Genomic DNA, 12,842 nt, shown 5'->3' with positions numbered 1-12,842 from the left:
CATGGCGATGGCCTCCAAGGTCACGACGTTCAAGAGCCTGGCGACGGCGATCCGCATCGCCACCCGGCCCGGCGGCCCGTCGATGGTCGAGCGTGCGCAGGCAGTGCCGCGGCTCGTCAAGGCGGTGCGTTCGGGCGAGTACACCGGGACCTCCGTCGGCCGCCTCCTCATGATCGCCGGTGCGGCCGGCTACCTCGTCTCGCCGGTGGACCTGCTGCCCGAGGCGCTCCTCGGTGCCTTCGGGCTCGCCGACGACGCGATGGTCGGGTCGTGGCTCGCCGCGCAGCTCGTCACCGAGACCGAGGCGTTCCTCGAGTGGGAGCGCGCGACCGGCCGCGGGTCGGGCCACGGCGCCGGTCCCAGGACCCCCGCGGACGCGGTGCCGGGCGAGGTCGTCGACGACGCCTCTCGTGGGGGTTCGGTCCCGCCGCGTGCCTGAGCGTCGTCCACACCAGACGCGTCTGCCGTCCGCCGTCCACAGCGGCGGAACCTGACCCTTCCGTGGTGGTCGGGGTCTCCCGAGGGTGGCTCCATGACCACAGTGAAAGTCTCCACGACCGACGAGATGCTGGCGTTGTTGCCGCACCAGGTCGGCCACCGGATCTCCCGCTCGCTCACCGTCAGCGTCGTCTCCGGCGGGCTGCTCGGACCCGTGGCCAGGATCGACCTGCCACCCGAGTGCGACGTGCGGCCCACGGCGCGCCTGCTCCTCGAGAGCCTGCTGCGCGTCGAGCCGCAGGCGGCGCTCGTCGTCGGTCACGAGAGCGTGGCCGGCGAGTCACGGTCGCTGCGGCGGGCCGTCCACCGCGGGCTGCGCTCCGCCGGCGTCGGGATCATCGACCACGTCGTGGTCCGCGACGGCCGGTGGTGGGGGTGGTGCTGCCGTCCCGTGGACGAGCTCGACGGCCTCCTGCTCGATCACGCCGACGGACACCCCGTCCCGGACGACTTCGAGGTGCCGGCGGTCGCCGAGCTCATCGCCCGGGGCAGTGCGCCGCTGGCGAGTCGAGACCAGGTGGGCGCGCTGGTCGAGGAGAACCCGGCGCTGAGCCACGGGGTCGGCGCCGCGCTGGCGACCCTTCCGGAGCCCGGAGCCGTGCTCCTGCCGGGAGACCCCACAGGACTCGACGCCGCTGACCGCGGCGGAGACGACTCCCTCGACCGGGTGCCGGACGTGTGGGCGCAGGTCCTTGCTCCGCTGGGGGACCGTGGCGACACGTTCGCGGTGACCGACGAGGACGCCGCCCGGCTGGTTCGGTCCCTCGCCGACAGGGCCTGGCGCGATGCCCTCGTCGCGTGGATGTCACCGGTGATGTTCCCGCTCGACAAGGTCGACGACGAGTCGACGGCCTTGCTGCGCCGACACGTCACCACCGGCGCGGTGACGACCTCCGAGCACTCGGAGGTGGTGCTCCGTCGCCTCCTCGCGATGACGACCCGGGTGCCGGACGCGTGGCCCGCGGAGGTCGCCGCGATCTGCACCGTGGCGGGCTGCGTCGCGTGGGGCGTGGGCAACGGCTCCACCGCGGGGGACGCCGTCGCCAGAGCGCTGCGCGTCGACCCGGACTACCGTCTCGCGGCCTTCCTCGACCGCATGGTCGAGCATCAGATGCGGCCACGGCACCGGTGGGGCGAGATCGCCGCCTGACCAGCGCTCTCACGGTGCGGACAGGCCTCCCGCGAGGCGCCGTGGCGCACCTAGACTCCACCCAGGTCAAGAGTCCCAGCGACAAGCCCCGGCTTGCTGGGCGGCAACCCTCCTCGCGGTGGGGTGCCCCGGGTGAGGACACGGCCCGTCGGCATCCGGCGGGCAAGCGCGACGTGCGAGGAGCACCCCCATGACGATCACCGACCTCCCGACGACGTCCTACTGGCGTCCCGGCGACGACCCGGGTGACCGACGGTTCGTCGACGTCGGCCCCCTCGAGCTCGAGCGTGGGGGCTTCCTGCCCGAGGTCACCGTCGCCTACGAGACGTGGGGGACACTCAACGCCGCTCGCGACAACGCCGTCCTCGTCGAGCACGCCCTCACCGGCGACTCCCACGTCGAGGGACCGCCCGGCTCGGGACACCCGACGCCCGGCTGGTGGGACGGGCTCGTCGGACCCGGGCGACCGTTGGACACCGACCGGTTCTTCGTCGTCGCGAGCAACGTCCTCGGCGGGTGCCAGGGGACGACCGGCCCGTCGAGCGACGCGCCCGACGGCCGTGCGTGGGGCGGCCGCTTCCCATCCGTGACGATCCGCGACCAGGTCGCCGTCGAGGCGCGGCTCTCCGACCACCTCGGCATCGACCGGTGGGCCGGCGTGCTCGGTGGCTCGATGGGCGGCATGCGGGCCCTCGAGTGGGCGACGACCCACCCGGAGCGGGTGGCGACGTGCGTCGTGCTCGCGTCGACGGCATACGCGACGGCCGACCAGATCGCGTGGTGCCAGCCTCAGCTGCTCGCGATCCGCAGCGACCCGGCCTTCCACGACGGCGACTACTACGAGCACGGTGTCACCCCGAGCGACGGGCTCGGCATCGCGCGGCGCATCGCGCACGTCACCTACCGGCACGAGGGCGAGCTCGCCGAGCGGTTCGGGCGTGATGCGCAGCCGGGCGAGGAACCGCTCGACCGGGGTGGGCGCTTCGCGGTCGAGTCCTACCTCGACCACCACGCAGGCAAGCTCGGTCGCCGCTTCGACGCCAACTCCTACGTCGTGCTCAGCGAGGCCATGAACAGCCACGACGTGGGGCGCGGGCGTGGGGGAGTCGCCGCGGCGCTCGCCGCCTTCGAGGGCCGCCTCGTCGTCGCCGGCGTGGACACCGACCGTCTCTATCCGGAGCGGCTCTCCGACGAGATCGCCGCGTTGCGCCCGGGGACGACCCTGCGACGCATCGGGTCGCGCTTCGGCCACGACGGCTTCCTCATTGAGATCGAGCAGGTCGGCGCCATCATCCGGGAGGCGTTCGCGAGCGTCGACGACTGAGCGGTCGCGCCGGTCGCGGCGCACCCACACCGGTCGTCCGGCCTCCGTGTCCTCGCTCACATTCTCCGGTAGCGTCCAGCCAAGAGCCGTCCGGCTGATCACCTGACCGAAGGAGACACTCGTGGCCATCGTCGTGGGATACATCCCGACCAAGGAAGGCGCGGCAGCCCTGGCCCGCGCCGGCGAGGAAGCACTCCTGCGCAAGACCGACCTCGTCGTCATCAACTCCGGACGCGACGGTGCGGGCGACGACTCCGAGGAGCTGGACCGGCTCGGTGACGAGCTCAAGGGCAAGGGCGTGGGGGTCAAGGTCCGTCAGCTCATCCGGGGCAACGAGCCCGCCGAGGACCTCATCGCCGTCGCCGAGGAGATCGGCGCCGACCTCATCGTCATCGGGCTCCGTCGGCGCACCCCCGTCGGCAAGCTCATCCTCGGCTCCAACGCCCAGCGCATCCTGCTCGACGCGCCCTGCCCGGTGCTCGCCGTCAAGAGCTGACCCACACGCACGTGGAATCGCCGCGGACCCCCGGGAATGGAGAAGGGGGACCGCGGCGATTTATAATGGTCATGTTCCCTTCGCGCAACGGCCGAACCGCAGCCCTGCGGAGTCCGTGTGAGGGGTTGCCAACCAGACCAGCATGTCCCTGCTCCGCCCGCTCGTGAGCACTGTCGTGCCTCCCCGTGACGAAAGGTTGTCGGTGTCGCCTGTGTCCACGAACGCCTCCGAGACGCCCCTCCCCGCCGAGTTCGGCCACCCCGCCCTCCAGGACCTCGTCCGGACGGGCCGCACCACCGGCCAGGTGTCCGGTGAGCAGGTGTCGCAGGCCATCGTGGCCGCCGGCGTCCGGGCCAGCCGGGGGCGCATCGTCCTCAAGGCGCTTGCCGGTCAGGGCATCGAGGTCGTCATGACCGCGCCCGACCGCGCCGTCGCCGCGACGAAGGCGACCGCCAAGAAGACGACCTCCGCGACGACGAAGAAGGCCGCCGCCAAGAAGGCGACGACGAAGGCGGCGCCGGCGAAGAAGGTCGCGCCCGCCAAGAAGACCGCGGCGAAGGCCGACGGGGCCCCGGCAGCCAAGGCCGCCCCGGCGAAGAAGACGGCCAAGGCCGCCACGACGAAGAAGGCCGCCGCGGCCGCCGCTGCCCCGGCGAAGAAGACCGCGGCCAAGGGCCCGGCGACGAAGAAGGCCGTCGCGAAGAAGACCGCCGCGACCAAGGTCGCCGACGCCGATGCCGAGGTCGACGCCGAGGACGAGGGCGCCGAGCCCGAGGACGTCGACGAGGCCGAGCTGGCCAAGGTCGACACCGAGGAGGTCGCCGACACCGCCGCCGACACAGCCGCGGACGCCGCCGACGACAGCTCCGACTCCGAGGACTCGGACGAGACCGAGGACGGCGACAAGGCCAAGGCCGAGGCCGCTCCCGAGAGCGCCGGTGGCTTCGTCCTGCGCGACGACGACGAGGAGGACGCACCCGTCCAGCAGGTCGTGACCGCCGGAGCCACCGCCGACCCGGTCAAGGACTACCTCAAGCAGATCGGCAAGGTCGCCCTCCTCAACGCCGAGCAGGAGGTCGAGCTCGCCAAGCGCATCGAGGCCGGCCTCTTCGCCGAGGAGCGCCTCAACTCCGGCGACAAGATCGACATGAAGCTCAAGCGTGAGCTCTGGTGGATCGCCCAGGACGGCAAGAACGCCAAGAACCACCTCCTCGAGGCCAACCTGCGCCTCGTCGTCTCGCTGGCCAAGCGTTACACCGGTCGCGGCATGCTCTTCCTCGACCTCATCCAGGAGGGCAACCTCGGCCTCATCCGTGCGGTCGAGAAGTTCGACTACACCAAGGGCTACAAGTTCTCGACCTACGCGACGTGGTGGATCCGTCAGGCCATCACCCGCGCCATGGCCGACCAGGCGCGCACCATCCGCATCCCGGTGCACATGGTCGAGGTCATCAACAAGCTCGCCCGGGTCCAGCGCCAGATGCTCCAGGACCTCGGTCGGGAGCCCACCCCAGAGGAGCTCGCGCTCGAGCTCGACATGACCCCCGAGAAGGTCGTCGAGGTCCAGAAGTACGGCCGCGAGCCCATCTCGCTGCACACGCCCCTCGGTGAGGACGGCGACAGCGAGTTCGGTGACCTCATCGAGGACTCCGAGGCCGTCGTGCCCGCCGACGCCGTGAGCTTCACGCTCCTCCAGGAGCAGCTGCACTCGGTCCTCGACACGCTCTCCGAGCGCGAGGCCGGGGTCGTCTCGATGCGGTTCGGCCTCACCGACGGACAGCCCAAGACCCTCGATGAGATCGGCAAGGTCTACGGCGTGACCCGCGAGCGGATCCGCCAGATCGAGTCCAAGACGATGAGCAAGCTCCGTCACCCGTCGCGCTCGCAGGCCCTGCGCGACTACCTCGACTGAGGCTCGACCACCACCACGTATGCCGTGTGCCCACCTAGGCACACGGCATACGTGCGTCACCCCGACCCGGCGGGGAGCCCTCGCCGCGAGCCCGTGCGCGTCAACGGCGGCGGAGGCGGAGCCAGGCGCGTCGCGGCCAGTCGAGGACCGCGTCCTTGGCGTCGTTCCACTGGCGCAACCCGTCCGAGGGGACGAGGTAGGCGCGCACCTGGTCGCTGCGCTGGCGCGCCGAGACGGCGGCTCGCCACACCGTGCGCGCGTCGTCGGACACGTCGTCGACCGGTGTGCGCGGAGGGGCGTAGCGGGCCCGCTCGACGGTGTCGACGAGGCGACCCATCGCCGCCTTCGAGTCACCGCTGAGGATGGCGTCGTGGGTGAGGCGGGCGCCGGCCTGCCTCGGCGTGCTGCCGACCGGGGGTGCGATGCCGATGTCCCCGAGCCGTGAGATGAGCGAGGCCCACTCGGCCTCGACCCGTTCGGCGTCGTCGCGTGCGTCGAGGCGCAGGCGACGACGACGCATCCATGCGGCGACCGGGAGGAGGAGCAGGGAGAGGACGATGCCGATGACGACCCCGATCGTCAGCAGGTTGTCGCGCACCCAGCCCAGCGGACCAGCGGTCGCCGTGGGGTTGTCCTGCACGGCACCCTCGTCGCTGTCGGGCCGTTCGCTCAGCGTCGGGGTGGGGGCGGCGGTCGTCGCGCTCCCGGTCGGGCTCGCGGTGGGAGCGGCCTCGGTGGGGATGAGCGAGTAGGTCGGCGCCGCACCGGACTGCACGCCCGGCGTGGGCTCGAAGCGGGTCCAGCCCAGCCGGGGGAACCACAGCTCGGGCCAGGCGTGCGCGTCCGCCGCGCGGACGGTGTAGCCGCCGTTGGTGAACGACCCGGGCAGGAAGCCGATGGCCATCCGCGCCGGGATTCCCTTGAGCCGTGCAGCCATGACGAAGGCCGTCGCGAACTGCACGCAGTAGCCGGTGCGTGAGACGAGGAAGTTGGACAGTGGGTCCGACATCATCGCGCGGCCAGAGACCGGGTCGGTCGGCGTCGGCAGCTGGAGCGAGTACGTGTACTGGCTGCTGCGGAAGTGGGCCTGGAGCAGGCGGGCGGTCTCGAGCGGTGTGGCGTCCTCGGGCACGACGGAGTCGACGAGCTCGCTGAGGCGCAGGATGCCCTCGCTGTCGAGCTCGGTGAAGATGCCCTGCTCCGCACCCGCAGGCTCCTCGCCGTCGGAGGCGAAGTCCTGCTCGCGCGGCGCGACCTCGCTGTAGGTCGCGGAGTAGTCGCCCCGTCCGCGGTCGACCTCGTAGCCGCCGACGAAGTTGCGTGTGAGCACCGCCCCGTCGAGGTCGACCGACCGCAGGGGAGTGGGCAGCGCGATCTGGGGTGCCTGGAGCCGGTTCTCGGACACGTCGACCTTGACGTCGGTGCGCTTGACGTCGGGGGCGCCGACGACCTGCTCGGTCCCGCCCGGCACGACGTCGTCCGCGTCGAAGCGCGTGCGCCACTCACCCCGGCGGTAGTCGGTGAGGATCGAGACCCGCAGCGGCGCGGGGGAGCTCGTGGACGTCGTGTAGCTGATGACCGGCTCCTGCGACTGGCTCTCGAGCGAGTTGCGCAGGTCGATGGTCGTGTTGAGTCGCACCGACCCGCCGCCGCGACCCTCGTCGGAGCGGCCGAGCCCGTCGGCGAGGTAGGTCGTGGGGAGGTGCGGGACGACGGCGGGCACGACGACGGCGAGGGCGAGGGCGGCGGCGCCGAGCAGCCGGGCCGTGCCCGCGACCCCGAGGACCGGGTCGTTCTCGTTGCCGTCGTGGCTGCGCGGCACGGCGGTGCCCCATCGCCGGACCGAGGCGATGCCTTGTGTCGCGACGAGCGCGCTCCAGCAGGCGAACGGCAGCACGAAGTACTTCCAGGACAGACCCTCACCGGAGTTCGTCGCCGAGACGAGGTATGCCGTGAGGAGACCGAGGCCCGCGAGCGCGGGCAGGCGCAGCGTCACCGCGACGGCGTCGGTGGCGAGCGCGGTGATGCCCACGAGCATCGTGATCGCGACGACGACACCGCGCTCGGTCGGGACGGGCACCGAGTAGGACAGCACGGTCTGCTGGGCCTCGCCGAGGAGGATGCCGAACGTCCGCAGGGTGTCGGGCCCGGGGAGGAAGCCGTAGTAGAGGTGGCCGCGTCCATGGATCCACGACACGACGAGGAAGCCGACGACGAGCTGGCCGAGGACGACCTGGAGTGCCGACGCCGAGAGTGACCGCAGCGCGAGCCCGACCCCGGCGATGACGACGATGACGAGCAGCGTCGGCCGCACCCAGGCGTTCGAGTCGAAGAGGGTGAGCAGCGGGAGGGCGACGGTGAAGCTCGCGAGAGCCGCGAGCAGGGTCTCGACCGGACGGGTGCGGTTCATCGCGCACCGACCAGGCGTCGGGCACCGGCGACCGCGGCCCAGGCGTCGCCGACGGCGAGGTCCGGCGTGACCGGCAGGGCGGCCCACCCCGCACCTGAGAGCGCAGCCGTGGTGGCGCGGGGATCGAGGGCGCCGTCCCCGGAGTCGCCCCCACGTCCGAACGAGGGCCCGTCGATGACGAACGCGAGACCCGGACCGCCGGGCTGCCGCAGGGAGGACAGTGCCCTGGCCGAGTCGTCGTCGAGGGCACCGACGACGGCCACGACGAGACCGCCCTGTGCGGTGGCGCCGCTCGCGGCGTGGAGCATGCTCCCGATACCGGGCTCGTCGGACGGGGTGGTGCGGGCGAGGGTCTCGAGGGCGACGTCGAGGTCCGAGTCCTCGCGCACGCCCGACTCCTGGCCCGGGTCCGGTGTGAGCAGGTGCACGGCGAACCCGCTGTCGAGGAGGTGGTTGACCGCGGAGGCGGCCATCGTCACGGCCCACTCGAGTGAGCCGCTCGGGCCGCTGCCGCCGTGGGCCCGGGTCCGCGTGTCGAGCAGCACGACCGCGCGGCGCTTGGCCGGCCGGTCCTCCTGGCGCACCATGAGCTCGCCGGTGCGAGCGGTCGCCGGCCAGTGGATGCGCCGCAGGTCGTCGCCGTCGCGGTACTCGCGGATCGACTGGTCGTCCTCCCCGTGCAGGGCCACCCGGTGGGGCACCGAGCCCTCGGCGCCGAGCCCGCGCCCGAGGGCACGCCCGTCGGCGAGGGTGACGATGCGGGGAAGGACGAGCAGCTCGTCGTGGCTGCTGATGGAGGTGTGGCGAAGGGTGAGACCGAAGGGGTCCTGGACGCGAACCGCCAGCGGCCCGAGACGGTGCGCACCGCGCGCGTGGGCGCGGACGGCATACTCCACGTGCGTCTCTCCCTGCGAGGGCAGGGAGGGGACGACGAAGCGCGGTCGGTCACCGAGCGAGTAGTCGAGGTGCTCCTCGGCGAGGAGGATCGGCGAGCGCGTCGACGAGGGGTTGGTGATGGCGACCCGCACGACGGCGGGCTCGTCGATCGTCACGCGGGAGGGACGGGCCTCGCGGTCGACCTCGAGGAGGAGGTCGTGCCGGCGGCCCATGAGCCCTGAGAGCAGGGGGAGTGCGCACAGTGCGGTCCCGATCCGGCTGAGGTCGTGCTGGCCCAGGGCGAGGCCGGAGAGGACGAGGACGATCCCCGAGGCGAGGAACGCGGCACCCCTCGTCGTCAGCGACTCACGGAAGCGGCGCATGGGACCTCAGCGGGTGGGAGCGGGCACGCGGACGCGCTGGAGGAGGTCGGCGAGGACGTCGGCGGCGCTCCGGTGCGCGAGCTGGCTCTCGCCGGTGAGCATGAGCCGGTGCGCGAGGACCGGGGTCGTCATCGACTGGACGTCGTCGGGCAGGACGTGGTCGCGGCCCGCGAGCGCGGCGTGGGCGCGGCTCGCGCGCAGCAGGTGCAGGCTCGCGCGCGGAGAGGCGCCGAGGCGCAGCGCCGAGCTCGTGCGGGTGGCCTGGGTGAGGTCGACGACGTACTGCTTGAGGGCCTGCGACGCGTGGACGCGGCGGACCGACTCGATCATGTGGGTGATCGTCGTGGCGTCCGTGACCGGCCGGAGGTCGTCGAGGGGTGAGCCGCCACCGTGCTGGTCGAGCATGTCGAGCTCGCTGCGGGCCGACGGGTAGCCCATGGAGATCCGCGCCATGAAGCGGTCTCGCTGTGCCTCGGGCAGGGGGTAGGTGCCCTCCATCTCGATGGGGTTCTGGGTCGCGAGCACCATGAAGGGGCGGGGCAGGGAGTAGGTCGTGCCGTCGACCGTCACCTGCGCCTCCTCCATCGACTCGAGCAGCGCGGACTGGGTCTTGGGGGAGGCGCGGTTGATCTCGTCGCCGACGACGACGTTGGCGAAGATCGCACCGGGCCGGAACTCGAAGTCGCGCACGTCCTGGTTGAAGACGCTCACGCCCGTGATGTCGCTCGGCAGGAGGTCGGGGGTGAACTGGACCCGACGCACCGAGGCGTCGATGCAGCGGGCGAGGGTCTTGGCGAGCATGGTCTTGCCGACGCCCGGCACGTCCTCGATGAGGATGTGGCCCTCGGCGAGCAGTGCGATGACGGCGGTGCGCACCGCTGCGGGCTTGCCCTCGATGACCGAGTTCATCGCGTTCTGCAGCGAGCTCGCGACCTGGAGCACCTGGTCGAGCGCAGCACCCGACGGTGTGGGCCGCTCGCCGCGGACGGTCTCGTGTGACTGCTGGACCTCGTCGTGTGCCGGCACCGGTGCTCCTGGGATGAGTGCTCCCGAGGCCTTGCGCCACCGGGTCTTCGATCTTGCCCCACATTCCTCCACCGAGGGAGGCCCTCACGCCCGAAAACGCGGTTCACAGCGAACGTGCAGGTGGGGAGCGCGGAGTGAGTGGACGGCATACGGGCCGTCGTCGCCCGGCATCACGCTCTGTCGGTGAGGGGAGCCGCAAAAGTGCCCCACTTTGCACCACCGCATCTGACCTGCGGAAAAAGCGCTTCAAGGTGTTCATAACGACTTGATTTCAAGTAAAGGTGGAGTAAAGTGGGGGACACCGGAGAGAAGTGTCGCCCACGGGTCGAGTGGATGGGGAGGTGAGCGCGTGTTCCTCGGTACTCACACGCCGCGCCTCGACGACAAGGGCCGCCTCTTCCTCCCCGCCAAGTTCCGCGAGCGCCTCGCGACCGGTCTCGTCGTCACCCGCGGCCAGGAGCGTTGCCTCTACGTCTTCCCCATGGACGAGTTCGTCAAGGTGACCCAGCAGATGCAGGAGGCGCCGACGACCAACCGGGCCGTCCGCGACTACATCCGCGTCTTCCTCTCGGGCGCGAGCGACGAGATCCCCGACAAGCAGGGCCGCGTCACCATCCCGGCGCACCTGCGCCAGTACGCCGGCCTCTCGCGCGACTGCACCGTCATCGGCACCGGGTCGCGCGTCGAGGTCTGGGACACCGACGCGTGGAACGACTACCTCGCCAGCACCGAACAGGCCTACTCCGAGCAGTCCGAGGAGGTCATCCCCGGACTCATGTGACCTCGCCCCGGCTCCCGGCCTCCAGCCGACCGGCTCCCGACACGACTTCCCCCGTGCCGGGCACCGGACGGATGGGGACCAGGGGCCGGGGACCGGGACACCGCAAGGGATCGACCTCCACCACCTCCCACCACCCACGAGCCACGACACGACCCGGGCCCAGCTGCACCCGCTGCTTCGTCCCACCCGCCACGCCAGTCACATCAGCCCAGCAGACAAGGAGAGCCCCATGGAGTTCCGGGGAGACGCGCACGAGCGCCACGTCCCCGTGCTCCGCGACCGCATCGTCGACCTCCTGGCCCCGGCTCTCACCTCCCCGGGATCGGTCCTCGTCGACGGGACCCTGGGCATGGGCGGGCACACGGAGGCGTTCCTCGAGCGCTGCCCCGAGGCGACCGTCATCGGCATCGACCGCGACGAGGAGGCCCTTGCGCTGGCGGGGGAGCGCCTCGCCCGGTTCGGCGACCGCTTCCGCGGGGTGCACGCGGTCTACGACGAGATCGGCGAGGTCGTCGCCGACGCCGGCCTGCGCGAGGTGCAGGCCGTCCTCTTCGACCTCGGCGTCTCCTCGCTGCAGCTCGACGAGGCCGACCGGGGCTTCGCCTACGCGCAGGACGCCCCGCTCGACATGCGCATGGACCAGGGGCGTGGCATCACCGCCGCCGAGGTCCTCAACACCTATGCCCCCGGCGAGCTCGTCCGGGTCCTGCGGGACTTCGGCGAGGAGCGCTTCGCCAAGCGGATCGTCTCGGCGATCGTGCGCGAGCGGGAGGTCGAGCCGTTCACCCGCTCGGCGCGGCTCGTCGAGCTCCTGCGCGACGCGGTCCCGGCGGCGTCGCAGCGGACCGGCGGGCACCCGGCCAAGCGCACCTTCCAGGCGCTGCGCATCGAGGTCAACGACGAGCTCGGCGCGTGGCAGCGGGCCGTCGCCGGAGCCGTCGACGTCCTCGCCGTCGGCGGTCGGATCGCCGTCCTCTCCTACCACTCGCTCGAGGACCGGATCACCAAGCGCGCCTTCGCCGCTGGTGCCACCTCGACGACACCACCCGGTATGCCGGTCGAGCTCCCCGAGCACGCGGCCTACCTCCGCCTGCTGACGCGCGGGGCCGAGGAGCCCGGCGCCGAGGAGCAGTCCACCAACCCACGATCCGCATCGGCGCGGCTGCGGGTCGCAGAACGTACACGCTCTACCAAGGGGGCCCGGCGATGACCTCGACCGCCACCGCACGTCCACTCCACCGCTCACCGTCGCGGCCCACGAGGCCGCAGCCCCTGCGCGTCGTTCAGCGCGCCCCGCAGCAGGGACAGCCGGTGTTCGTCGGCGCGTGCCTCGCCCTGCTCGTCGCAGGGCTGCTCGGCGTGCTCATGCTCAACACCGCGATGGCCAAGGGCTCCTTCGTGCTCGGCGACCTCCAGGACCAGTCGAACCAGCTCGCGGCCGCCGAGGAGGAGCTCGGCCACGCCATCAACGCGCAGAGTGCGCCGGCCGAGCTCGCCCGTCGCGCCCTCGACATGGGCATGGTCCCGTCGGAGACCGCGGCCTTCCTGCGGCTCAGCGATGGCAAGGTCCTCGGCGTGGCGGAGGGGGCGACGGCGCAGAAGGAATTTACGGTGGCCACACAAGGCAGCTCCGCTGCCGCGGCTGCCCGCCCGGCCACGACACCCCAGACGACGGTCAGGACGGTGGGCACCGTGACGACGACGACAGTGACCACGGTCAAGGGGGCGAACATCGAGGTGACGACGACGAGTGTCGACGCACGCACCGGTGAGACGCGCACGACCACTGCGACGAGGAAGGTGGCCCCCGCCGCGACCCCGTCCGGGACGCCCGGCGAGTCGGCGACGCCCAGCCCCAACGCCTCCGACCGGGCCACCGACAGGCCGTCGGCCAACCCGTCCGAGGGCGGATCGACCGGCCGGCCCTCGCAGGCCGACACGGCGCCCCGACCGAGCGCGACGACGACGCCGTGACGCCCCGGACCC

The 12,842-nt window shown here is 72.1% G+C and carries 11 protein-coding genes and 1 riboswitch; of the genes, 8 read left to right on the top strand and 3 right to left on the bottom strand.

Annotation, left to right across the window (positions count from 1 at the left end; translation table 11 throughout):
- Window position 1 precedes the first annotated feature (1 nt).
- The 5 genes from N798_RS08985 to N798_RS08965 all read left to right on the top strand — a co-directional run bounded on the left by N798_RS08985 (window position 2) and on the right by N798_RS08965 (window position 5,380).
- On the top strand, window positions 2-439 hold the full coding sequence (locus N798_RS08985; protein ID WP_035947897.1) for a YkvA family protein: 438 nt from the start codon (window positions 2-4) through the stop codon (window positions 437-439).
- Between the two features lie 93 nt (window positions 440-532).
- A complete protein-coding gene (locus N798_RS08980) occupies window positions 533-1,648 on the top strand; it encodes a DUF4192 domain-containing protein (protein WP_084100376.1) in 1,116 nt (371 codons plus the stop codon).
- Between the two features lie 64 nt (window positions 1,649-1,712).
- Window positions 1,713-1,823, top strand: a riboswitch (SAM riboswitch).
- A gap of 15 nt (window positions 1,824-1,838) precedes the next feature.
- Window positions 1,839-2,972 carry a homoserine O-acetyltransferase MetX gene (gene metX / locus N798_RS08975; RefSeq protein ID WP_035947893.1) on the top strand — a complete coding sequence of 378 codons (1,134 nt, stop codon included), beginning with the start codon at window positions 1,839-1,841 and terminating at the stop codon, window positions 2,970-2,972.
- 121 nt (window positions 2,973-3,093) lie between these two features.
- A complete protein-coding gene (locus N798_RS08970; protein WP_035947892.1) occupies window positions 3,094-3,468 on the top strand; it encodes a universal stress protein in 375 nt (124 codons plus the stop codon).
- Window positions 3,469-3,679: 211 nt separating this feature from the next.
- Window positions 3,680-5,380 (top strand): RNA polymerase sigma factor, encoded by a 1,701-nt coding sequence (locus N798_RS08965; RefSeq protein ID WP_035947890.1) that lies wholly within the window; start codon window positions 3,680-3,682, stop codon window positions 5,378-5,380.
- A gap of 100 nt (window positions 5,381-5,480) precedes the next feature.
- Here the strand turns inward: N798_RS08965 and N798_RS08960 are convergent, their stop codons facing one another.
- The 3 genes from N798_RS08960 to N798_RS08950 are packed head-to-tail and all read right to left on the bottom strand — an operon-like array spanning window position 5,481 to window position 10,075.
- Window positions 5,481-7,790 carry a transglutaminase TgpA family protein gene (locus N798_RS08960; protein ID WP_035947889.1) on the bottom strand — a complete coding sequence of 770 codons (2,310 nt, stop codon included), beginning with the start codon at window positions 7,788-7,790 and terminating at the stop codon, window positions 5,481-5,483.
- The gene (locus tag N798_RS08955) at window positions 7,787-9,049 is read right to left on the bottom strand and encodes a DUF58 domain-containing protein (RefSeq protein ID WP_035947887.1); all 1,263 of its coding nucleotides are present in this window, start codon (window positions 9,047-9,049) and stop codon (window positions 7,787-7,789) included. The genes N798_RS08960 and N798_RS08955 overlap by 4 nt, the downstream gene beginning before the upstream one ends.
- A 6-nt stretch (window positions 9,050-9,055) precedes the next feature.
- Entirely contained in the window at window positions 9,056-10,075 is a 1,020-nt protein-coding gene (locus N798_RS08950; protein WP_371870458.1) for an AAA family ATPase, read from the bottom strand.
- A gap of 349 nt (window positions 10,076-10,424) precedes the next feature.
- Between N798_RS08950 and mraZ the strand changes: the two genes are divergently transcribed.
- The 3 genes from mraZ (at window position 10,425) to ftsL (ending at window position 12,830) form a co-directional block, all read left to right on the top strand.
- Window positions 10,425-10,856 carry a division/cell wall cluster transcriptional repressor MraZ gene (gene mraZ / locus N798_RS08945; protein ID WP_035947885.1) on the top strand — a complete coding sequence of 144 codons (432 nt, stop codon included), beginning with the start codon at window positions 10,425-10,427 and terminating at the stop codon, window positions 10,854-10,856.
- 229 nt (window positions 10,857-11,085) lie between these two features.
- The gene (rsmH, locus tag N798_RS08940) at window positions 11,086-12,066 is read left to right on the top strand and encodes a 16S rRNA (cytosine(1402)-N(4))-methyltransferase RsmH (protein ID WP_035947884.1); all 981 of its coding nucleotides are present in this window, start codon (window positions 11,086-11,088) and stop codon (window positions 12,064-12,066) included.
- Complete coding sequence (gene ftsL, locus N798_RS17345) at window positions 12,063-12,830, top strand: cell division protein FtsL (protein ID WP_156971679.1); 768 nt, start codon at window positions 12,063-12,065, stop codon at window positions 12,828-12,830. Before rsmH ends, ftsL begins: the two co-directional genes overlap by 4 nt.
- Window positions 12,831-12,842: the final 12 nt, after the last annotated feature.

The organism is Knoellia flava TL1, from assembly GCF_000768675.1.
GTDB classification, from domain to species: Bacteria; Actinomycetota; Actinomycetes; order Actinomycetales; family Dermatophilaceae; genus Knoellia; species Knoellia flava.
This window is presented reverse-complemented; position numbering and strand designations above follow the sequence as displayed.